Annotated in this window: 21 protein-coding genes; 9 read left to right on the forward strand and 12 right to left on the reverse strand. The window is 62.9% G+C overall.

Annotated features, from left to right (window positions below; all coding sequences use genetic code 11):
• Positions 1-223: 223 nt before the first annotated feature.
• From J7E83_RS19590 to J7E83_RS19600, 3 genes are read left to right on the forward strand one after another with little or no spacing between them, the layout of a single operon-like run.
• Positions 224-823, forward strand: coding sequence for a CalY family protein (locus J7E83_RS19590; protein WP_251044180.1), 600 nt, complete (start codon positions 224-226; stop codon positions 821-823).
• 44 nt (positions 824-867) lie between these two features.
• The gene (locus J7E83_RS19595; RefSeq protein WP_214965546.1) at positions 868-1,563 is read left to right on the forward strand and encodes a signal peptidase I; all 696 of its coding nucleotides are present in this window, start codon (positions 868-870) and stop codon (positions 1,561-1,563) included.
• On the forward strand, positions 1,556-2,005 hold the full coding sequence (locus J7E83_RS19600) for a hypothetical protein (RefSeq protein WP_214965548.1): 450 nt from the start codon (positions 1,556-1,558) through the stop codon (positions 2,003-2,005). The genes J7E83_RS19595 and J7E83_RS19600 overlap by 8 nt, the downstream gene beginning before the upstream one ends.
• Positions 2,006-2,008: 3 nt before the next feature.
• On the opposite strand, the gene J7E83_RS19605 is transcribed toward J7E83_RS19600, so the two are convergent.
• The 3 genes from J7E83_RS19605 to J7E83_RS19615 all read right to left on the reverse strand — a co-directional run bounded on the left by J7E83_RS19605 (position 2,009) and on the right by J7E83_RS19615 (position 4,453).
• Positions 2,009-2,239 (reverse strand): zinc-ribbon domain-containing protein, encoded by a 231-nt coding sequence (locus tag J7E83_RS19605; protein ID WP_214965551.1) that lies wholly within the window; start codon positions 2,237-2,239, stop codon positions 2,009-2,011.
• Complete coding sequence (locus tag J7E83_RS19610) at positions 2,239-3,141, reverse strand: LssY C-terminal domain-containing protein (protein ID WP_214965553.1); 903 nt, start codon at positions 3,139-3,141, stop codon at positions 2,239-2,241. Before J7E83_RS19610 ends, J7E83_RS19605 begins: the two co-directional genes overlap by 1 nt.
• Positions 3,142-3,235: 94 nt before the next feature.
• Positions 3,236-4,453 (reverse strand): MFS transporter, encoded by a 1,218-nt coding sequence (locus J7E83_RS19615; RefSeq protein WP_214965555.1) that lies wholly within the window; start codon positions 4,451-4,453, stop codon positions 3,236-3,238.
• A 175-nt stretch (positions 4,454-4,628) separates the two neighbouring features.
• Between J7E83_RS19615 and J7E83_RS19620 the strand changes: the two genes are divergently transcribed.
• Positions 4,629-5,390 carry an SDR family oxidoreductase gene (locus J7E83_RS19620; protein WP_214965557.1) on the forward strand — a complete coding sequence of 254 codons (762 nt, stop codon included), beginning with the start codon at positions 4,629-4,631 and terminating at the stop codon, positions 5,388-5,390.
• A 120-nt stretch (positions 5,391-5,510) separates the two neighbouring features.
• Positions 5,511-5,834, forward strand: a complete 324-nt coding sequence (locus J7E83_RS19625; protein WP_214965559.1) for a hypothetical protein — start codon at positions 5,511-5,513, stop codon at positions 5,832-5,834.
• Between the two features lie 288 nt (positions 5,835-6,122).
• Here the strand turns inward: J7E83_RS19625 and J7E83_RS19630 are convergent, their stop codons facing one another.
• The 5 genes from J7E83_RS19630 to J7E83_RS19650 form a co-directional block, all read right to left on the reverse strand.
• Entirely contained in the window at positions 6,123-7,562 is a 1,440-nt protein-coding gene (locus tag J7E83_RS19630; RefSeq protein ID WP_214965561.1) for a MinD/ParA family protein, read from the reverse strand.
• 214 nt (positions 7,563-7,776) lie between these two features.
• The gene (locus tag J7E83_RS19635; protein ID WP_214965564.1) at positions 7,777-7,914 is read right to left on the reverse strand and encodes a hypothetical protein; all 138 of its coding nucleotides are present in this window, start codon (positions 7,912-7,914) and stop codon (positions 7,777-7,779) included.
• A 79-nt stretch (positions 7,915-7,993) separates the two neighbouring features.
• Complete coding sequence (locus J7E83_RS19640; RefSeq protein WP_214965566.1) at positions 7,994-8,833, reverse strand: class F sortase; 840 nt, start codon at positions 8,831-8,833, stop codon at positions 7,994-7,996.
• A gap of 54 nt (positions 8,834-8,887) precedes the next feature.
• Positions 8,888-10,039: an ice-binding family protein gene (locus J7E83_RS19645; RefSeq protein ID WP_311379813.1), complete on the reverse strand. Its 1,152-nt coding sequence runs from the start codon at positions 10,037-10,039 to the stop codon at positions 8,888-8,890.
• 339 nt (positions 10,040-10,378) lie between these two features.
• Positions 10,379-11,194 carry an MBL fold metallo-hydrolase gene (locus tag J7E83_RS19650; protein WP_214965568.1) on the reverse strand — a complete coding sequence of 272 codons (816 nt, stop codon included), beginning with the start codon at positions 11,192-11,194 and terminating at the stop codon, positions 10,379-10,381.
• A 302-nt stretch (positions 11,195-11,496) separates the two neighbouring features.
• Here J7E83_RS19650 and J7E83_RS19655 point away from each other — a divergent pair, with 302 nt between their 5' ends.
• Positions 11,497-12,879 carry a polysaccharide lyase family 1 protein gene (locus J7E83_RS19655; RefSeq protein WP_214965570.1) on the forward strand — a complete coding sequence of 461 codons (1,383 nt, stop codon included), beginning with the start codon at positions 11,497-11,499 and terminating at the stop codon, positions 12,877-12,879.
• Positions 12,879-14,756 (forward strand): pectinesterase family protein, encoded by a 1,878-nt coding sequence (locus J7E83_RS19660; RefSeq protein ID WP_214965571.1) that lies wholly within the window; start codon positions 12,879-12,881, stop codon positions 14,754-14,756. The genes J7E83_RS19655 and J7E83_RS19660 overlap by 1 nt, the downstream gene beginning before the upstream one ends.
• Before the next feature lie 108 nt (positions 14,757-14,864).
• On the opposite strand, the gene J7E83_RS19665 is transcribed toward J7E83_RS19660, so the two are convergent.
• The 4 genes from J7E83_RS19665 to J7E83_RS19680 all read right to left on the reverse strand — a co-directional run bounded on the left by J7E83_RS19665 (position 14,865) and on the right by J7E83_RS19680 (position 19,081).
• Positions 14,865-15,029 (reverse strand): hypothetical protein, encoded by a 165-nt coding sequence (locus tag J7E83_RS19665; RefSeq protein WP_214965573.1) that lies wholly within the window; start codon positions 15,027-15,029, stop codon positions 14,865-14,867.
• A gap of 316 nt (positions 15,030-15,345) precedes the next feature.
• Positions 15,346-16,752, reverse strand: a complete 1,407-nt coding sequence (locus J7E83_RS19670) for a dihydrolipoamide acetyltransferase family protein (protein WP_214965575.1) — start codon at positions 16,750-16,752, stop codon at positions 15,346-15,348.
• 2 nt (positions 16,753-16,754) lie between these two features.
• Positions 16,755-17,867 carry an alpha-ketoacid dehydrogenase subunit beta gene (locus J7E83_RS19675; RefSeq protein ID WP_214965577.1) on the reverse strand — a complete coding sequence of 371 codons (1,113 nt, stop codon included), beginning with the start codon at positions 17,865-17,867 and terminating at the stop codon, positions 16,755-16,757.
• Positions 17,864-19,081: a thiamine pyrophosphate-dependent dehydrogenase E1 component subunit alpha gene (locus J7E83_RS19680; protein WP_214965579.1), complete on the reverse strand. Its 1,218-nt coding sequence runs from the start codon at positions 19,079-19,081 to the stop codon at positions 17,864-17,866. The genes J7E83_RS19675 and J7E83_RS19680 overlap by 4 nt, the downstream gene beginning before the upstream one ends.
• 152 nt (positions 19,082-19,233) lie before the next feature.
• Between J7E83_RS19680 and J7E83_RS19685 the strand changes: the two genes are divergently transcribed.
• Positions 19,234-19,707, forward strand: coding sequence for an Lrp/AsnC family transcriptional regulator (locus J7E83_RS19685; protein ID WP_396020579.1), 474 nt, complete (start codon positions 19,234-19,236; stop codon positions 19,705-19,707).
• Positions 19,708-20,320: 613 nt separating this feature from the next.
• Positions 20,321-22,252, forward strand: coding sequence for a hypothetical protein (locus tag J7E83_RS19690; protein WP_214965584.1), 1,932 nt, complete (start codon positions 20,321-20,323; stop codon positions 22,250-22,252).
• Positions 22,253-22,256: the final 4 nt, after the last annotated feature.

A 22,256-nucleotide genomic window follows, 5' to 3' on the forward strand; every position in this document is an offset into this window, starting at 1 on the left:
GGCAGCCCCGAGCGCATAATCCCCAGGCTGACCGGCGCTGATGCTCTTGAATACTGACTAAATCTTGAGGAAATACCACGGTGTTATTTGATCGAGCCCGTGAATAGTGGTTCTTGCCAGCCCACGTGAGCCTGGCAGAACAGCCGGCCCGCTGGGGGCCCGGCCAGCCAACCTTGGGGAGGTGGGCTTACACACGTAAAGGACTTTTCTCATGGGTATCAGCATGAAAACCACTTCCGGCAAGATCCTGGCCTCCGTCGCACTGGTGGGCACCGCAGCCGCCGTCGCAGGCATGGGAACCTACGGCGCCTTCACCTCCACCACGTCGGCCAGCCAGGCAGTCACCGCCGCCACGACCGTCATTAGCCTGACCGGTACCAACACCCTGGCCGTCGCCGTTACCGGCCTTCTCCCCGGTGACTCGGTGGAGAAGTTCGTCACGCTGTCCAACCCGGCCGGCAGCTCGGACCTGAATGCAGTCACACTGACCACGACCAGCCCCACGCCGGCTACGGCCAACGTACTGACCACGGACGGCACCAACGGCCTGCAGCTCACTATCGAGTCCTGCACCGCTGCGTGGACCGTAGTGGCCGCAGGCGCTGACACCTGCTCCGGCACCACCACTACAGTGCTCGCCAAGACCTCCATCATCGGCGCCAACAGGGCCCTGGCCGGCCTGGCCTCCCTCACAGCCGCGGGCGCGGACAACCTGAAGGTCACCACTTCCCTGCCCACTTCGGCAGACAACACCTTCCAGGGCCTCACAAGCACCATCACCTTCAAGTTCGACGCAACCCAGCGCACAGGCTCCGTCAAGTAAGCGCTACGTCAGGTAACTCCGGACCCACTTGAGGCTGAACAGCGATGAGCACAGTAACTGATTTCGCCCCGGCGCCTGCTGTCGCCGCGGAATTTGAGCCGTCCCGGCGCCGCTTGCCCCCCGGCGGCGCCGGGACTTCCAACCCCGCACCTTCCAGCGTCCCGGTCAGGAACGCTGTCCGGACCAGCAGCCCAATCCTGACCAGCAGCTTCAAAGCCGCCGCGCGGCGAACCGTCAGCGCCTTCACCACGGCCCTGTTCGTCGTAGCAGTGGCAGCGTTCCTACTTCTGGCCGTCGGCCCCAGGGTCCTTGGTTACCAGACATCCACCATGCTGACCGGTTCGATGGCGCCGCAGATCAACCCGGGCGACGTTGTGGTGACGGTACCTACCCCGGTCGCCGATATCCGTGTGGGGGACATCATCACGTACCACATCCCCGTTGAGGACCAGCGGGTGGAGACCCACCGCGTGACCGAGATCCTCACCACTGAGGACGGTACGACGGCGGTCCGCACCAAGGGTGACGCCAACAACGGCGCGGACCCCTGGACCGCCACCGTCCAAGGCAGCACAGTTGACCGGCACGTCCTCACCGTCCCCTATGTCGGGCAGGCCATCCGAGCCTTGCGCGAGCCGGTGGTACGGAACACGCTCATGTACGGGGCACCCGCGGTCCTGGTGATCGGGTTGCTGGCGTCTATCTGGCGCAAGGACCCGGAACCAGCTGCCAGTGAGTAGGCCGATTATCGCGGGGACGGCCCGGGCCGCCTGTGTGGCGCTGTGCCTCATGCTGGGCCTGGCCCTGGTTCCCGCCGCGAACGCTTCTTTCATCGGCACCGATCGTGCAGACACCAGCTACACCACAGCCACGCTGCTAGCACCTGCCGAGCAGCAAACGAACGTCACCGTCACCTGTGACGTTCTGTTGCTCCGCGCCACCATCACCGTGAAGAATTTTGGCCGCGTATCCCAGGCGAACTTCCACGAGGTGAAGATCTACAGCGGTTCCGGTACCTCTCCCGTCTTCACCGGCGACCTGAGTCAGCAGTCAGGCAAAACCTACACGGCAACTTACTTGGTGTCCGGTACCTGGCGGGTGGAAATCAGGGGACTCTATAAAGTTCCTGGATCAACCAATGTGTGGACCGGCCCGCCGCTAACACGGACTGTGGCCTGCTAACGCTTACCTGATCAGTGCCTTCTTCTGCCGCGAGCTGATGGTGGACACCCGGCCACAGTTGGAGCAGGTGATCTGGTAGGCCCTCGACGTAGTAAAGATGGGTATGAAGAACAGCGTCAGTTTCCTCGCCCGCTCTTTGAGGTAATGCTGGACGTACTGCCGGCAGTACTGGCACGTGGCCAGGCGGCCCGGCAACGCCCGGAGTACGGTCTTGAGGCCAAAGATCAGGAGCATTATGTGCGCCTTCCATGCCTTTCCGGAGGATTGAGATCAATAATCGGAAGGTGGCCATCTGTGCGGATGGAGTCACCTCCCCCGTTGCGGTGATGGTAGCCGCTGGAGAAGTTGCGAATAATGTACACCGATTCCACCGCGTTGGCTGTACGAAGAGTATCGATGATGAAATCACGCTCTTCGTCTGTGCGGTCGGCGATCTTGTGCGTCACCTGGAAGGTGAACAGGGACAGGCCCACACTTCTGTCATACGTTCCGGCGCCCACCCAATTCACGGAAATCCCGCCTGGCAGCATCCAGCCCGGGGCGCATTTCCAGAACCGGACGTGATGCCGCTTGCGAGGGTTGCCATCGATCTCCCGCTGAAACGCCAGGTCCTGCTTCTTTCCGAAGACGTAAAGGGAACTTACCGGAGCGGTCGGATAACTGCGGCCCATGAGCGTTGAGACGAGGGTTTTCCAGGCGGTGGCAGGAGTGAGGGAGTCCGCCTCTACCCAGCCCGCGGTAGTCATGGCCTGACGCAGTTCATCTTCCGGACCGACCACCGCGAGGTTGACCGGATCACCGAGGACTCCGTCGCCGGTGCGTGCGCGGCCAATGAAGTAGTCGGGAATGTACAGGCTGCTGAGGATCTTGTGAACTCGCGGCAGCAATGCATATGCCAGGATCAGCCAGACAGGCAGGAAAACCCATGCCTGCTCAAATCCCCGGGACAGCCGCAAGAGCAGGAAATAGTAGACCGCCCAGCCCACCGCTACCGTAATGGCCCCGTACAACAGCCGCTGCAGCACGGCGAGGACAGTCGCCCACCTGCTTTGCCTGCGTTCCTGCCGGCTGTCCGCCCTGGAATGGTCGGGTTCTGCGGGAACGGCGCGGCTACCCTCGCCCGGCGTCTCTGCCATGTCTCCTCCCTCGGATCGGCGGAGCTGTCCGCTCACCCATCTGTCGAGGATAGCCTCTTGGGTCAGCCGCGCGGGTGGTCGGCTGCAGCGGCTGTCAGTAGTTCCGGCGGTGCCTGAGCCGGGGAAGTACGACGGCGAACACGGCCGCCGCAGCGAAGCCCAGGGCCGCTGTGGCCGAGACGCCCGAGCCGAGGGTCGCCACGGCTGTCACGCCGGAGAGCAGCACGGGTCCGCCGGTTGAGCCCGCGTCCGCGATGAACCGCCACAGGCCCAGGAACTGGCCGCGTCCGCGGTCCGGCGAGAAGTCGGCGCCGAGTGTCATGATCAGGCCGGAGCTGATGCCGTTGCCGAAGCCGATCAGCAGCGCGGCCAGCAGCAGCCCGGTGAAGCTGGCCGTCAAAGGGATCAGCAGCAGCGCGATGCCCATGATGACGGTGGAGGGTATAGCCACCCATTGACGGCCCCGGCGGTCCATGAGTTTGCCGGCCGGGTAGAAAACCAGCATGTCGATCGCCCCGGACAGGCCGTAGATCAGTGAGGCCTGGGTGGCGTCCATGCCCAGGTGGTCGGCCCAGAGCGGGATGACCACTTGCCGCGAGGCGCGCAGGGCACTGAGCAGCAAAATTCCCACGCCCAGCGTCAGGAACACTCCCCCATGGGCGACGGCCACGTTCCGCAGGGTGGGTTCGGGGCCTTTGTGTCCGCCGTCGGGCGCCGGCGGAACCACCAGGTCCGGAATAGTGACGGCAAGGACCGCCGCCGCGGCCATCCCCACGACGCCCACCCAGTAGGCCCCGGCGATCCCCGCGAACTGCATGGCCGCGGCACCCACAAACGGCCCGATAAAGACGCCGATCCTGCTCACGCCGCCCAGCGTGGACAGTGCCCGCGCCCGGAACTGCACGGGCACTGCCTCGGTGAGGTACTTCTGCCGCGCCAGGCTGAAGACGCTCGCGGACATTCCGACGACGGCCATCGCCACGGCGAGCAGCCACAGTCCGTTGGGGATCAGGGAGGACAACGCCGCTGCAGCGAGGGCCAGGGCGCCGGCGGCCGCTGCGCCGACGATGGACCAGCGTTCGCCGAACTTGAGCGTGATGAGGGACGCGGGCAAGTTGAAGAACCACGACCCGAGCCCGATCAGCGTGACGATCAAGGCGGACACAGCCACGGAAGCCCCAAGCCCGCGGGCGGAGAGCACCACCACTGGCAGCACTGCACCTTCGCCGATGCAGAACAGCAGCGCCGGCCCGAATGCAGGAATGGCAATGCTTCGGAAGTTGAAGGGCTGCGGGCTGTCTGGCGAAGTCATCAGATTTATCCTATGACCCGGTTCTGGTTGCCCAAGGGTCCCATGACGGCGTGGGACATGCGTCGTTGCTCACGCCGGTTCATAAAGTAGTAGCAGCAACTGTCGTGCTGGGCGTCCCAAACGGTAGTTGGCGCTACTCAGTTGGGCAGGCCCACCGAAGTAAGGAAGCACACGGATGAACATCGCAGTCGCAGGGGGAACCGGAACCGTTGGCCGCCACGTGGTCAGCATCGCCAGGGAGCGCGGCCACCGGGTTGTGAGCCTGTCCAGGTCAGAAGGCGTGGACCTGGTGAGCGGCCGTGGCCTGCCAGAAGCACTCAACGGCATTGACACGGTGGTCGACGTCGCCAGCATCCCGACTCTGGCCCGGAAGGCGGCCGTCGACTTCTTCACGGCCGCCACCACCAACCTCCTGCGGGCCGGGAAAGAGTCGGGAGTGAAGCACCATGTGGCGCTCTCCATCGTGGGCGCAGACCGGGCAGCTACAGGCTACTACGCCGGAAAGCTGGCCCAGGAAGAGCTGGTCAGCAGCGGGGACATTCCCTGGACCATCCTGCGCGCCACCCAGTTCCACGAGTTCGCTGGCCAGGTGCTGGAGCGTAGCTCGCTGGGTCCGCTGGCGCTCGTGCCGCGAATGACCACCCAGCCTGTAGCCGCCCGTGAGGTTGCCAAGGCACTGGTGGACGCGGCGGAGTCGGGACCACACGGACGCGTGGCAGACCTGGGCGGTCCGCAGGTGGAGCAGCTCGTGGACATGGTCCGGGCGTACGCCAGCACGTTCCGGCAGAAGAAGAAGTTAGTAGTGGGTCTCACCGCCCCCGGCCCACTCTGGAAAGCAATGCGCAGCGGTGCCCTGATCCCGGAGCCGGGCGCCGGCGTCGGGCTCCAGACTTTTGACGAGTGGATGCAGGCGGAAGCGTCAGAGCTGCCGCGCTGACCGGGACCAACGGCTCCATCAAAATGAAGAATTCGGCCACTGGTGTTGCATAGGTCACATTTGATGTCTACGCTGGACGAGGTTGCAGCGTCGCAGCCGCCGAAGGAAAGCAGAATCATCTTGACCGATAAGCTCAGTATCCTCGTTCGCGTCGACCTCGACGACGCCCGGGCGCAGGTATCAACAAAGGGTCACGTCACCGTACACAGCATCCACGCCCTCTACGTAGTTGTGAAGCGCGCCAACGCCTTGCGGAAGGGCCTGAACCTGGAACTGGACATGAGGGCCGCCTATGTGGATCCGGATGCACTGGAGCAGCTGCGCGCCTGTTCCAAAACCCATCACCTGCCGGTGATTATTGATCCGTTGCAGGAAGACTGCACCTTCAGCATCCTGCCGCCGCTCCAGCTGGCCACTACCGTAGCCCACGGTCTCGCCGCCTAAGGACCTTGCCCGGATAGCAGCCGCAAGACATGGGAAAGCCCCTCCTAGGAGGGGCCTTCAGCGGGTTGGTCATTGAATACACGGTGTTGATCAGCGGTGATGTACTCCCCCTTCCCGGGCGCCCAAGGCGTCCCTTCCGGACTATGACAAGAACCGACTTTAGTAGGAGATCGCCGACCCGTCTAGGGGTTTTCGCAAGATTTGTTAGCGATAACCTTCACGGATCCACAGGCATGGACGACTACTTCCCGGCCAGGGGCAGCACTTGCCAGGCTTGAGGCAAGCCTCCTACCGGTACCCGTCCACGATTGCGGCGGCGATCTCCTTGTAGGCGCGGCGGGTCTCAGGTTTCAGGACGTCCAAGGTGACCAGGTCGCCGTCGGCCACTCCGCGGTCATGGGGAACGGAGATGAGCTCGCGGCAGATGCCGGAAAGATGCTCCTCGATGGCGTCCTTGTCCACCCGGGAGGAGACTTCGTCCTTGTCGGTGATGACCACAATCGCGTCCCGGGCCAGGTCTTCGTAGCCGTGGTGGGCAAGCCACTGCAGGGTGCTGCGGGCGCGTTTGGCACCGCTGACCGCGTAGCCTGAGGCGATCACCAGGTTGTCCGCCGACTGCAGGATCCCGCTCATGGCGTTGTGGGTCACGCCGGTGCCGCAGTCCGTCAGCGCCACAGAGTAGTAGCTGGAGATGAGCCTGCGGATCCGCAGGTATTCTTCAGCCGTTAGCGAGTCCGAGACTTCGGGGTCCTGTTCCCCCGCGATCAGGTGCAGCCGGCCGGCGTGGTGCATGTACCGGGCCAGGGCGGTGAGGGAACCGATGGAGTCGATGTTCTTGAGCAGGTCCGTGATGGTGCGCGGGCTGGCCTGCTGGTAGATGCCTTCGCCCAGCGCGCGCTCCACGAGATCCCCGGAGTCGGGGTTGGCGTCGATGGCGCACGGCGCGTCACCGCGGTATTCGGCGAGGGTCAGTCCCACGCCCACGGTGGTGGAGGTCTTCCCTATGCCTCCCTTGAGACTCAGAACCGCCGTGTTGTAGCTGCCCTGCAGCTGGCGCGAGATCCGGCGGCCCAGTTCGTCTTCCTGGCGCTGCTTGGACCCGGGACCCAGGTTCCAGGCCCCACCGGTGAGCGAGTAGATGGCACCGCGGAGGCCGCCCACGGGCCGGGGCTTCTGCTCGCGGACGAACTGGCCCGGGGTGCTAATGAAGTCCGGCATGGGGCTGCCGGCGATGGCCTCCGCCGTGGTCTGCCGGCTGCGGCGGAACGCCGGGGGTTCGGCAGGAGCATCCGACGACGGCGGTGCGGTGTCGACGGCGGTCCTCGGCGCTGCTGAGGTGCTCACATCCGAGGCAGTTGACTGCGCCGCCGGCGACTGCGCGGCTTCCGGCGCGTCGAATACGGGAAGGGCAGCTTCCGGCTGGCCGGTCCCGGGCTCGAAAGAAACGGGGGCCACTGAGGGCCGCCGGGTGGGGGCCGGGACGCGGGTTGGGGACTTTGCTGCGTCGGCCGCGGCGGCCGCTTCCGCCCAGGAGCTCCTGCGGATAATCGGCTGGCCGGCGTCGGACGGGCTGGCGGAATCGGGTGTTACGGCTGGCATGGTTCCTGTCCGGACATCCGTCAGGGCGCCATCGACGCGACGAAGGTCACGGCGCCGGCGCAGCTGCGGCTGCCCTTCGTCTGCATCCTGTGCAAAGGCACGTGGGTTCTTATCCGCCGGATCGGGCATATCTGTCCCCCCAGGACTTCGGGCAAAAGCTTCTGCGGCACTTTACGGTCTGGTTCAAACAGTAAGTCTAAGTGCTTGGGCAGAATCCGGGGTCAGACCCGCGTCAGGGCGTAGGTCACCACAGCAACGGTGAGGACCAGGAGGATAGCCAGGACCTTGTAGGCCTGCCATCTGGGGCGGCGTTTGTGCGGGTTGATGTGGACGTACGGCGTGGCTAAGGGTTGTCCCGCCTGGGGGCGGCCAGCCGAACGGCCCGGCGCTTGAGCCGCAGGAGGCAGTACAGGACAAGGAAGGGAATCAGCAGCGTGCCCAGCAGCGCAGCGAGCGCGAGGACGTAATCGGCGAGAGCCACAGCGGACCTCCATCGGCAGGAGGGGGTCCCCCAAATCGGATGAGGAACACGCTATACGCTTTGTCATGGAATTGACAAATTAGTCAAGCGGGACCGGCAATCGTTTTCCTCCCAGTGTGGGGGCTTGTGGCCTGGTACTAGATGTCTTAGCCGTCGGCTTCATCGGGTTGGCTTCGATGAGGATGTTCGTTCCCCACAGATCGGCCGTGTAGCAGCTGACCAGGACAAGCTTGCCCGGTACTTTGGCCCAGATATGGCTATTCTCGAGCGTGTTCTTGTTTTCGGTGCTGATCGCATAGACCTGATAGAGCTGCGGCCCGTCGGCAGTGGTGATGGTCAGCTGATCGCCCGTCCTGGCTTGGGAGCTGAGGTTGTTAAAGGCTGATCCCACCCCGTCTGAGCTGTGGCCCACGACGTAGGTGGTGTTGCTGGAGCCCTGCCCCGGGCTGCCGTATGCAGACAGCCAGTAAGCCTGCAGCGTCTGAGGCGGCGTGATGGAGCCCGTTCCGCTATCCTGCGCTGAAGTTGGAAGCGGAAACACGGCCTGGTCCATCCCAACGGCCGGGTAGTGGATGTGCGTTGGCTGGTTTTCCCACTCGTTTGCCCCGGACGGTCTGGTTTCAGGTGAGTCCGGGATTTCCTGCTTGGCCGCAGGAACAACCGTGCCCGGCGAGGCAGGGGCAGTCGCCGCGGTCAGCCCCCCGGCGCCCAAGGGACCCAGGGTAGTTTCCGAAGATGAAGCCGTCGGTTGCAACGGCTCCAGTCCAACTGTGAGCAGGGTCAGCACCGATGCTCCGAGCAGCCCCGACGCGGTGAGTAGCCTCCCCCGCCGTGAACCAGGGCCGGGGCTGGCCCACGACGCGGAGCTCATTCGGCGCCGGCCGGAGCTCCGCCTGTGGCGGGCGGTTACCCGCGCCATGGCCCGCTCCCGGGTTGCGTGTTCATGGCACCGCCCCTGCCGTTGCTGACTGATCTAGCTGGCCCGGCGTCTGGCCGGGATCAGCAGAGTCCAACCGAGATAGAGCGTCGCAGAAAGCGCAATGATGGCTGCTAGAAGGCTGACAAGGCGCGCCGGGCTTTCCGGTGCCGTGTGCGTGGCGGTGTCTATGTTCGCTCCCCTGTTGTTTGCCGCTCCTCCACCTGTATCTGCGAGCGGAGCGCCGTTCGCCGGGACAGTCGCTGAGGGCGTGAGCGGCACAGCAACCGCAGGAGTCGTAGTGGACGGAACGGTGATCGGGCTCAGGCTTGGTGTGGCAACGGGCGTGACCGAGGCCGTCTCAGTCGGCGTCACCGTGGTTGTTTCCGTGGGCGTGACGGTTGTCGTCTCGGTCGGCGTCACCGTCGCTGTGGCAGTACCGGTTGGCGTGGTAGCGCAACCGGGAGCAAGAAATACGTTGTTATCCAGGGTGACCGAGCCGTTGCGGGCCAGTGCCCGGCCTTCAACGGTGACACCGGTAGTGACCGAGATGGACGTCAATGCCAGGATGTTGCCCTTGAAGCTGGTACTTGTCCCCAGTGTTGCCGAGCTGCCCACCTGCCAGAAGACATTGCATGCTTGCGCACTGTTCGTCAGAACTATGCTGCTCCCCGACGCGGTGATCAGAGTTGAACCGGCCTGAAAGATGAAGACGGAGTTGGCATTGCCTTGCCCGTCCAGCGTTAGCGCCCCGTTGACGGCCAGCTGTGAACTGGCCGTGTAGACACCGGGGAGTAGCGTTTCACTGACGAGAACGCCTACTGAAGCCCCGGAAGGCCGCCCAGCCGCATCGTTGTACGCGATGGTGAGGTCCGACTGTGCTTGCGCGGCGCTGGGATCGGCGGCGTGTATCACACCGTTAAAAACAAGACCTGGAGGGAATCCCGTGATCGAACTGCCCGGGCTGACTCCAAGGTTGCCGTTGAGGACGCTGGGTCCCGTATTAGTGACAGTTTGCCCACCAAGGACCGCGTAGCTACCCGCAGTTCCCAGTCCCACGGGGGCTTCGGCCGCGTAGGCAGGGGCGAGACCTACAATCCAGGCAAACAGCGCCACAGCTGTGGCCCCGGCACCTATCATGGCGGCTGCTGTGCGCCGGGTTTTGGTCCTGCGCTGGTCACGCCTGTTTAGCGGATTAGAAGATTTCACGGTGTTGCCTTCCCCATGGGACAACTGCCCCCGAAGCTCAAAAAGTTGGAGTCCGGTAATAGGCGCGAAAGACTGCGGTTTTCGTAAACTTTCCACCGGACCAGAGAGGGAGCCGCGAGACCTGCGGCGAAGATCTAGTTCGGCGGGCTGAGACGGGTCGCCGAAGTGGTGCGGCCTTGGGCCGCCTCTTTGAGCGTAAGACTTAAACGAACAAATTTCTACAGTAAATGGTTTAAACAACCGCGTGTGACGATTAGCAACCGCAGCGCCTTAGGGTGCGGTCCTCGTTAATCACTCAAGCATTCCAGCCAGTAGGCCCCCGATTTACGAGACACTCCCCTAATGCTGCGGGCGGGTCTCCTGCAGGCGCTTGATGAACCAGCGGGACTGCTCCGGGCCGTAGGGCAGCACGGGGATGGCCTTGGTTGCATCGCTGGGTGTGTCGCGGATGGACTGCCAGGCCTGCCGGACGGCGGTGGTCATGGTGTTGGCCATGGTTTTCACGAACTGGTCACTGCAGGGCCTGCCGTGCCCCGGGACCAGGAATTCGTAGCGGTGGCGCAGGGCGGAGATATGCCGCAGTGAATCGGCCCATTCCTCGGGGAAGGAGTCCTCGAAGGACGGGTGCGCCCCATGTTCCACGAGGTCGCCCACGTAGAGGGTCGTCGGGGTACCGACCAGGAGGTCGCCGTCTGTGTGGCCGCGGCCCAGGTAGAACAACGTGGCCGTCAGCCCGCCGAGGTCCACGAGCACCGGCTGGTCCTTCACAATGGCGTTGGGCACCACCAGTTCAACATTGTCGCCTTCGCCGGTGGACATCTCCGGCTCGAGGGTGCCCACAAAGCGGCGCTGCAGGTCGCCACGCTCGTCGATCTCGGTGGCGCAGTTCTGGTGTGCCCAGAATTCGGTGACGCCCTCCTCCGCGAAGACCGCGTTGCCGAAGAAGTGGTCGTAGTGGGCGTGGGTATTGACGACGACGAGCGGCAGCTGAGTCTTTTCCCGCACGGCGTCCAGGATCTCGCGTCCCTGCCGGGGCCCGCAGCCGGTATCGATCACCATGGCCCGCTCGGATCCAACAATCAGGCCGGTATTCAGCAGCGAACCTTCGGTGACCAGCACATGGTTGTCCGCGCCGACTTCGAGCCATTCTGACATTGTTTCTCCATACCTCCGGGCAAACAGTTGCGTTGTTCCTGGCCTCGATTCTACCCACGGAGCCTTGGAGTTCCCGGGACCTACCGCGACGGCCGTCAGGGCCAAGGTACGGCCGCGACCGCCCTCACATGGCCGCAATATCTTCCCTTTTCTCTTCCTTCCAAGATTATTTCCGATTATCCCTTGACAGTGAGAAACCGTTTTCCGATAAAGTGGCTCCTGCCGCTTCGCCTATTTTCCGGGTCACAAAGACGGGCCCAGGAACGCGGTTGCGGATTCATTCCAACGACGGAAGAAGAACCATGCCCTTGCGCCTCTCGAACCTTCGTTCTGCCTCATTACCTGCCGGTGCCGTCGCGGCTGCTGTCGCGCTCATGATGGCAGGACCGTCCGTCGCAGCACCCTCACCACTGGCTGATCCGGCAGCCCTGACAGCCCTGGTCCCACTCGAACGCCAGGTTCTTCCCGAGGCTGATGGCTGGGCGTCCGCCGCCGAGGGCACCACCGGCGGCTCCACCGCCACTGATCAAAACACCTATGACGTCTCCAACCGCGCCGAGCTGCTCGCAGCGTTCGCAGCTGGAGGAACCCAGCCCAAGATCATCCGGGTCCACGGGATCATCCAGGCCAACACGGCCCCCGAAGGCACGGCGCTGACCTGTGATGACTATGCCGCCGGCACCGGATACTCCCTCGGCCAGTACCTTCAGGACTACGATCCTGCCGTCTACGGCCGCGCCCAGAAACCGGCGGGGCCCCAGGAAAGCGCCCGTCGCCAGGCGGCGGCGAAGCAGGCAGCCACCATCCGCTGGGATATCCCGGCCAACACCACCCTCGTGGGAGCGGATGCCGGGAGCACCATCGAAGGTGCGGCTTTGCGGATCAACGGCGCCAGCAACGTGGTCGTCCGCAATCTGACCTTCCGCGACTCCGCGGACTGCTTTCCTGCCTGGGATCCGACCGATGGCGAGGAAGGGAACTGGAACAGCGAGTACGACTTGCTGCAGGTCATCAACGGCTCGAGCCACGTCTGGATCGATCACTCCAGCTTTACGGACGCCCCGAACCTGGACAGCAGCCAGCCGCTGTATTTCGGCCGCCACTACCAGGTGCATGACGGGGCGGTCGACGTTACCAACGGCTCGGACCTTGTCACCATGTCCTACAACCGGTTTTCGGATCACGACAAGCTTCTGCTCATCGGCTCCACCGACTCCCCCACCCGAGGCGACACCGGCAAGCTTCGCGTGACCATCCACCACAACATTTTTGACAACGTCGGCCAGCGTGCACCACGTGTCCGGTACGGTCACGTCGACGTGTACAACAACCAGTTCACCGTTTCCGCGGCCAACAGCTCCTCCTACGAATACAGCTTGGGAGCAGGCATGGAGTCACACCTCTACGCTGAAGCGAACGCCTTCCAGCTGGCGCCGGACGTTCCCGGTGCGAGCATCATCCGTCAGTTCAAAGGCACAACAATCACCACCGTGGACAACGCTGTCAACGGCAAGCGCGTTGACATTCTGGCCGAATACAATGCCTCCGTGCCTCCGGCTCAGCAGCTGACCGCGGACACCTCGTGGACTCCGCAGTTCCGTACCCGTGTGGATGCCGCCCAGGCGGTGCCTGCACTGCTGAAGGACCGGGTCGGCCCGGTCTTCACCTCGGATGAGGTGCGCTGATGGCCGCGGCACCCAGCAGGCGTTCCGTGCTCGCGTCCTTTGCGGTCGCCGCAGGCTCCCTGGCCCTCGGGGCGCCTGCAGCGCACGCCGAAGCGCTCACCAGATCGCCGGTCCAGACGACGGAGCCGGTGGCCGGACAACGGCGCACCGCCACGACGATCTTCGTCGTCGGAGACTCCACGTCGTCCGTCTACGCGCACTCCGAGCGTCCGCGGGCGGGCTGGGGACAGGCCCTACCTCTGCTCGTCGGCCCGCAGGCCGATGTCTTCGACTTCGCCCTTTCAGGGGCTTCGTCGAAGAGTTATGCCGACGCCGGACTGCTGGACCGGGTTCTCGGCATGATCCAGGACGGCGATTACCTGCTGATTTCCTTCGGCCACAACGATGAGAAGATTGAGGATCCCGCCCGGGGAACAGATCCTGCCACAACGTTCAAGGACTACCTGCGCCGATACATCGACGGTGCCGCAGCGCGTGGCGCGAAGCCAGTCCTGGTGACGCCAGTGGAACGGCGTCGATTCGACTCCTTCGGCGCGGCGAAGGACACCCACGGGCTTTACCCGCAGGCCGTGCGAGAGCTTGCGGCTGCCTCTGGCACGCCGTTAGTGGACCTGACAACTGCCTCGAAGGAACTCTGGCAAAAACTCGGGCCGGAGGGAACCAAGACCCACTTCCTCTATGCGAATCCCGGTGAGTACGCGCAGTACCCGGCGGGAGCAGCGGACAACACTCATTTCCAGGCACGGGGAGCACTGGCTGTTGCCGGAGTCGTCGTCGACGGTTTAAAGGCGATCCGTGCCGTCCCGCCGGGGTACTTCCGGAACCCGGCGGCTGGTTCAGAGCCCCTCACGGCGCTGTACTGGCCCGCTGACCGTCCCGTGGACGCTTCCGTTGTGCTCGATGTCGGCCCTGGCAAGGCCTATGCGACGGTGCAGGCGGCTGTTGATGCTGTTCCCCGTGGCAGCACTCAGCGGACGACCATCCGGATCCAACCAGGCACCTATCGGGGGACGATCCGGGTGCCCGTGGACAAGCCGAAGGTCTCGTTCGTCGGGCTTGGCGCCGGGCCGGAGGATGTGGTGCTGGTGTACAACAACGCGTCGGGGACGCCCAAGCCGGACGGCAGCGGGCCCTTCGGCACGGGAGGAAGCGCTTCGGTCAGGATCGACGGCGCCGAATTCAGCGCGGAGAACCTGACCTTCAGCAACGACTTCGACGAGGCCGCGAACATGTCGATGCCCAACCGGCAGGCCGTCGCCCTCCACATCACCGCCGACCGTTCCGTGCTGAGGAACGTCCGCTGCCTGGGCAACCAGGACACACTGCTGGTCGACTCCCCCACCCGGGGAGTGCAGGCGCGGTTCTACTTCGCCGACTCGTACATCGAGGGAGACGTCGACTTCATTTTCGGACGGGGAACTGCGGTCTTCAGGAACTGCGAGGTCATGTCCCTGGACCGCGGGTCGTCCAACAACGGCTACGTGACGGCGGGCAGCATTAACGACCAGATCAAACACGGGTATCTCTTTGACGGCTGCCGGTTCGTCTCGAACGCTGCAGCCGGCACTGTGCATCTGGGCCGGCCGTGGCATCCAGGCGGGGATCCCGCAGCGGTGGCACAGGTCCTCATCCGGGATTCGTGGCTAGGTGGCCACATCGGGCCGACGCCGTGGACCGACATGAGCGGATTCTCCTGGAAGGATGCCCGGTTCTTCGAGTTCAACAACCGGGGCCCGGGTGCCCAGGTCACTGCGGATCGGCCTCAGCTTCCGGCCGGGCAGGAAAGCGGGTTCACACTCGCGGCTTACCTGGCCGGCGCTGACGGATGGTCACCCCAGCTCGCGGGGACCAAGGCCGACAGCACGGTGCTTGGGTAGCGGATCAACCTCGCAGCCCGAGTGGGACGGCGGGCGCCTTGGATCCTTAGAAGGCCCCGCCGCCGACGGCTGAATGTGGACTTCCACATTTCTCGAATCGAAGTGACCTCAGGGGATCTGGCGGTTTCCGGACCGGTTCATCACAAACAGCGCAATCGCTACTGCCACCAGGATCGGGGCGATCCACAGGAGAAAGGCCAAAACCTTCACTATCGCGCCGACGATGAGGGCAAGGACTGCCAAAATGACTAGGACCCAAATAAGAGTTCTCATGCTGTTCCCACGCTCTCCTGGTACGGATTGCCTGTCGCGGATGACTGATCTTACGGCCACGGTCAGGCCCAAACAAGCAACTGCCACCTTTAAGCCTCGAAACGCGGACCTGCGTACCATCGGGCTATGGGGACAAAGCAACACAAGGCCTTCTGCGCTGCTTGCGGCAGGACAACCAACCACGTGACTGTGTATCAAGAGGCCGACGACGGCGGCCAACTGGTTGCGTTCGTCACATGTTCCGAGCACAAAGACTCGGGCCGCAACGTTTGCGCCTCTTAGCGTCGACCCAGTTGGCCTCGCCTAGAGATTCCCACTAGACATCAGCCAAGACCGACCCTGGATTCTCGATCGCGTCAGCAACAAAGCGCAGGAAGCCGGCTGCCGTGCCACCGTCACAAACGCGGTGATCAAAGGTGAGAGTCAGCTCGGTCACTTTGCGGACAGCCAACTCGCCGTTCACCACCCACGGCTTGTCCATGATGCGTCCCAAGCCAAGGATCGCCACCTCGGGATGATTAATAATTGCCGCCGAACCGTCCACCCCGAAAATGCCGTAGTTGTTGAGCGTGAAGGTGCCGCTGCCAAGTTCGGCCGGTGTTGCTTTGCCCTCGCGAACCACGTTTGTCAGCCGGCGGATCTCAGCGTCCAGTTCGCGGGCGCTCAGCGTTTCGGCCCGGTTGATCGACGGGACCATCAGCCCCCGGTCCGTCTGGGCCGCAAAACCCAGATTGATACCCTCAAACGCAACGATCTCCAAGGAATCATCAGCCGTAGTTTCGATCCGCGAGTTCAGCTCCGGATACTTCTTCAGGCCCGCAGTCACGAAGCGCGCGATGAAGCCGAGCAAACCCGGGGCCTCCGCTCCGTTTTGCTTCAGGCCGCTGCGGAGTTCCACGAGAGCGGTTGCATCCACATCCACCCAGACTGTGGCTTCCGGGATCTCCGAGCGGCTGCGGGCCAAGTTTGCAGCGACGGCTTTGCGAACGCCCGTAACCGGTGTGCGGGAAGCGATGCCCAGACCAGTACGGGAGTCCATGGGCTTCCGCGGAGCTGGAGTCGCGGCCGAACTTTCCGCTTCCTGCACATCCGGGGCAGAAATGGCAGCTTCGACGTCGCTGCGCCTGATCAGTCCACTCTCGCCCGATCCGTGGATCCCGCCGAGGTCAACGCCATGCTCGCGAGCCATGCGGCGCACCAGCGGTGAGATGACGGCGCCCAGTTTGCCAGGGACCCTGGTGCGCATAAGCAGAAGATCGTCAGCCGCCTTTTCAGCTTCGGAAACGGAACTTACCGTCGATGCCGCCAAGGGGTCGCCGGTACCCAGCGACCCGCTTGTTTGCTTCCGCGCCCTGGTCCTTCGCGCAGAACCGCTGCCGCCAGGAGTCCCGTAGCCGATCAGCACGTTCCCTGATCCGGCTTTCTCCTCTTCGCGGTATGTATTGCCCACGGCTTCAGCGGGCTCAACCGCCGGAGCCCCAGCGGGAGCCACCGAGATCAGGGGCTTCCCAACATCCAGCGTCTGGCCTGGCTCGCCATGCAGTTCTGTCACGGTCCCCGCGTAGGGCGACGGAACTTCCACCATCGACTTGGCTGTTTCCACTTCTGCGATGGGCTGGTCGACGCGGATCTGATCGCCCACGGAGACGAGCCAGTTCACCAGTTCTGCTTCTGTCAGGCCTTCACCGAGGTCGGGGAGAAGGAATACCCTCGTTTCGCTCATGATCAGTCTTCCCACTGGAGGTCGTCGACAGCGTCGAGGATGCGGTCCACGCTGGGCAGGTAATAGTGCTCAAGTTTGGGTGCCGGGTACGGCACGTCGAAGCCGGTGACACGGCGGATGGGCGCGGCCAGATAGTGGAAGCAGCGTTCCTGGATCCGGGCCACGATTTCGGAGGATACGGATGCGAAGCCGTGCGCTTCCGCGATCACCACAGCCCGGCCAGTTTTGCGGACGGACGCGGACACAGTTTCGTCGTCAAAGGGAACGATGGTGCGGACGTCGATGACTTCCAAGGAACGGCCTTCTTCCGCTGCCGCCGCGGCGGCAGCCAGCGCTGTCGGCACGGACGGCCCATAGGCGATGAGAGTTGCGTCGGTCCCGGGACGGGCGACGGCGGCACGGCCTTCGGAGGACGTCCCCGCCGCCACATTTGCGGAGTGCTGCTCCCGCAGCTCCTCCAGGTCCACCATGTCCTTTGACCAGTAGAGCTTCTTTGGCTCCATGAACATCACGGGGTCATCGGAGTCGATGGCCTCGCGGAGCATGCGGTAGCCGTCGGCCACCGTGGCCGGGGTGAAGACCTTCAGGCCGGCGGTATGAGCGTAATAGGACTCGGAGGAGTCGCAGTGATGCTCCACTCCCCCGATGCCCCCTGCGTAGGGGACACGGATCACTAGGGGCAGCTTCAAAGCGCCCTTCGTCCGGTTGTGCATCTTGGCCACGTGGCTGACGATCTGCTCAAACGCCGGGTAGGCAAACGCGTCGAACTGCATTTCGATGACCGGGCGCATGCCGTTCATGGCCATGCCCACGGCCATCCCCACGATTCCCGACTCCGCTAGCGGGGTGTCGAAGCAGCGCTGTTCGCCGAAGGTCTTGGTCAGGCCGTCGGTGATGCGGAAGACGCCGCCCAGCATGCCGACGTCTTCGCCGAAGACCAGAACGGAGGGGTCGGCTTGCATGGCGTCTGCCATCGCAGTGTTGAGTGCCTTGGCCATGGTCACCGGCTGCGGGCCCTCCGCCTCGGCGGTGGCGGCTGCCGACGCCGCTGCGCGGGCGGTCGCGGCGCTGACGTTTCCGTTCGCCTCCGAGGACGTAGTGACAGTGGGGCTCATTTTGCTCCCTCCCCAGATGATTCTTCGCGGGCAAGTTCGTCAGCGAGCATCGCCGACTGTTCCAGCAACTGCGGCGTTGGGCTGGCAAAGACGTGGCGGAACAGGTCCTGGGGGTCAACAGGCACATCCTCGCCGAGCCCATCCCGAAGCCGGGTGGCAATGGCTTCAGCCTTTTCAGCAATTCGGAAGTCGGTTTCGTCGTCGAGCAGCCCCCTGCCCGTGAGGTAGGTCTTCATGCGGCTGACAGGATCTTTGGCCAGCCACTCTGCCACTTCACTGTCCTGGCGGTAGCGGGTGGCGTCGTCGGCGTTCGTGTGCGCCTGCATCCGGTAGGTATTGGCCTCAACCAGCAGCGGACCGGAGCCATCCCGGGCAAGCTTCACTGCCCGGTCCAGCACGGCGAGGAGGGCGACGACGTCGTTTCCGTCCACCCGTTCACCCGCCATGCCGTACCCGACGGCCTTGTGGGCGAGCGACGGCGCCACGGACTGATGTGCCAGCGGAACGGAGATGGCGTACTTGTTGTTCTGGACGAAAAAGACCACGGGAAGGTGGAACACGGCCGCGAAGTTCAGGGCCTCATGGAAGTCGCCCTCGCTGGTGGCACCGTCGCCGCACATCGCCAGGACCACGGTGTTTTCACCGCGGAGCTTGGCGGCATGGGCAACCCCGACTGCGTGCAGCAGCTGAGTGGTGAGTGGAGTGCACTGGATGCCCACCCTGTGCTTCATGGGGTCGTAGCCGCTGTGCCAGTCACCGCGGAAAAGGGTCATGGTCTGCACAGGATCAACGCCGCGTGCCATCACCGCCACCGAGTCGCGGTAAGTCGGGAACATCCAGTCCCCCTCCGAGAGGCACAGAGCGGCTGCCACCTGGCAGGCTTCCTGGCCATGGCTGGAGGGGTAGACGGCCATCCGGCCCTGACGGACAAGAGCGGAGTTCTGGTCATTGACGCGGCGCCCAATAACGAGCTGCTCATAGGCAGCCAACAGTTCCTCAGCACCAGGCAGCGGATACTCGTGACCCGGTTCGGTACCCTGCTCGGAGTCGGGCTTGAGCCGGCCGCCAGGGTCCACCATTTGGATCTGGTGCCGGGCAGGAAGCATGTAATCCTCGACCGTAATCCCGAACTTGCGTACGGCTTCAGCCACGGGGTCCGCGTTGACGGTCTGCGGCCCCGGATCGTGTGCAGTGTGGTTTGCGGAGATCGTCATTGGTCCCGTCCTTCTGTAGCCACTATTCACTCCCAGTATCGACCCAATGGAAGTTTCGTATCCAGTGGCTGGCCAAATCGTGGAGAAGTACGACACTGACGCTTATTCTTGGAGACAAACCGTAAACGTGACCTGCATTACGGCTAGGAGCTGTGGACAAATTGGCAAGACCGGGACCAGACGCTGAACCCGCGCTGCTGGATGATGTGGACCGCAAGATCATCGCTGAACTCACCCGTGACGGCAGGATGTCCGTGACGCAGGTTGCCGAGAACGTCCACATCTCACGCGCTCATGCATACACACGCATTGCTCGGCTAACCGGCGAGGGCGTCCTGACCAAGTTCACGGCGTTAGTTGACCCCATCAAGGCGGGCCTCAAGTCCTCCGCCTATGTGACCCTCAAGGTCAGCCAGCACTCCTGGCGGGAACTCCGCGAACAGCTGCGCTCCATCCCGGAGGTCCACCACATTGCACTCGTGGGGGGCGACTTTGACGTCATCCTGTTGGTGCGCGCCATCGATAACATCGACCTGCGGAGAGTCATATTCGATCAGTTGCAGTCCATGCCTGGTGTGCTCGACACACAAACGTTCCTGGTGTTTGAGGATGTTGATACGCGCTAGCCTGTGTGTCTGATAGGGAGCAGCGGATGGGGCTACCTCTACCGCGGCGTGGCAGCCGCCAGCTCGTCCTCGTCGGCCGTGATCAGAATGTTCCCCTCAGCGATCGGTTCAGAGAGCACACCGTGTTTGACGGCGGCCAACTGGTTGCGATGGTCCGGTGCATTGAGCGCCCGGAAGAGCCCGTCTGGAGCTGAAGGGCGCCGCTCCCCAACAGCACGGACACTGCCACCAGAGATGGAATGCCTTTACTGTCTTCTGAGAGTGGAGGCATCCGTCATATGCAGAACCATGCTCATTTACCGAGTATTTTCCATTCAAAAATCTCGCCAACTATTCCATCAGCATTAGCTCAGTATTCGATCAATTCGAACTCTTCTCTGCATCACATAGTGCCATTGACAAAGAAGTGAGTACGCAGGGATTCTATCCAAGTATCCCATAACGACAACGCGAGTAGCCTCTACTCTGGTTTATGTAATTCTAGGGAAATACCTTCTAGATACGGCGATTTATGAGTGGGAGGCTCAAATGTTAGCATCTAGAACGGCAGTCCCATTTATGGTGCGATCCAGTACAAAGATGAGCAGTTTCGGCGCCAGAATAGGACGGAGTCATGGCTACTGTCAGCGCCACGGCGACAGGGCGTCTGTGTCTGTTCGTACCAGGTGCAGTTATGTTTAGCGAGACTCGCGAGAACGATCAACCGGCCCGCGAAACGGCTGCGGGCATAAAGCGCCGCAAGCTCCTTCGATTCGGAACCTTGCTCACCGCGTTCTCCGCGATGTCCGGGCTCGGTGCCAACGCTGCCCATGCTGGTCCGGGAGACAAAAATCCACCGTCGGGTTACGTGCCCATTGCCGAAAAGGGCGCCGCCTCCGGAGTCGCAACACTGGACCTTGAATCCCGGATTCCTCGTGGCCAAGTTCCCGACCTTTCTACCACTTATGTCGGCCTGTCCGAGAAGGGCGCCAACTCAGGCGTTGCCACTCTTGACTCAGACGGTGTCCTAGCCCAGCTTCCAAAGGTTCATGCTTCCAGGCACGCACCCGGCGGTGCTGACGCCCTACCCAGCCTTGTATCTGCAGTCAACATTGTCACTGACTACGGGGCAAAGGGCGATGGCAAGACGTCCGCCAATGGAGGGTCCATGACATCCGGAACCGCCACGCTCACCGTTTCGAGCGCGGGATTCACCGCAGCCGACGTGGGGAAGGCCATCTCAGTAAAGGGTGCCGGCAGTGCCGGCGCAAACCTCACAACAACCGTCAGCGGTTTCACGAGCTCAACGATCGTCACCTTGACGACCAGTGCGGCTACGACAGTCAGGGCTGCCGCAGTCAGTTGGGGATCAGACGATACCACCGCATTTCAGAACGCACTGAACTATGCGGGACCAAAAGGATTGCGGGTCTTCGTTCCGAAACCCTCATCCCACTACGCTCTCACAGCCGCACTGACATTGAACGCCTGGCATGGCCTTGTAGTCCAAGGGGACAACTGGGAAACCACTGAGCTTCGTCAGTACACAGATAATACGCCAGTGTTCCGGTGGCAGCTTGATAACATCCACTCGCAGACCTTTGAGCGCCTGCGGCTTACTTACGCCAACGTTCAGACATACGCTATCGGCCCCAATTCTGTAGCCTTCGCGCGCGACAACACGGACGGCCTCAGCAGCCTGTCTGGCCATTACCACCACACGTTCCGCGAGCTGAAAATAATAGGGGCGACCTATGGCTTCAAGGTTCTACGCTCCTTCCCTGGGGACACGACATCCACTAACCCCTGGTGGGGCTGTGAGTGGAGCAAGGTTTTTTTCTCGAATATCAACCGCTCGTGCGTCAGTCTGAACCTCGGAACGGTCGGTGCACCGTGTAACAGATTCGACCAGATAAAGGTGTTTCAGAACCAGACCTATAAGAATGATGGTGGAGAGGCGTGCTTCTTGCTGCGTGGCGAAGCGGTGATGACTGCGATTGACGTGGAGCAGTGGCATAACCAAGTGATCAACATGCCGTCAGGCAACTTCCTGCACATCAACGGCCTGCATGTGGAACATCACTATGTGGATGACTCTTCAGGCAGTAACCGGCTTGTCTACGTGGCCAACGTCGCTGTTCAAATTGAGGGACTCTTAGTTTCCTACGATTCCTCCGACGGCTTCTCCAAATACGCCATCTATGCCGATGTGAACTCGACAGTAACTGTCAACGGGGGCGTGTTATCAACTCCGCCTGGCGGAGCAAATTATCTGTTCGCAACCCCTGCGACAGCAAACGCAGCCAAACTCTATAGTAGAGGCGTAAACATCGGAACCGCGGTAAGCCTCTGGACCAACGGATCTCTTGCCATCACAAGCATCATAGAGGTCGACGGACAGCCACCCGTTCTTCAGTCCTCAGATACACTCCCCGCCGCAGCAGTTGCCTACAGGGGCCGGCGCTACATCCAACTAGGTAATGGCACGACGACGGGGGACCAGCTCGTGCAGTGCGTGCTGTCTGCCGCTGGCACGTACTCATGGAAGACCGTCGTCAGCGGGTAAAGTG

Source organism: Arthrobacter sp. ISL-48, assembly GCF_018613805.1.
GTDB lineage: Bacteria > Actinomycetota > Actinomycetes > Actinomycetales > Micrococcaceae > Arthrobacter.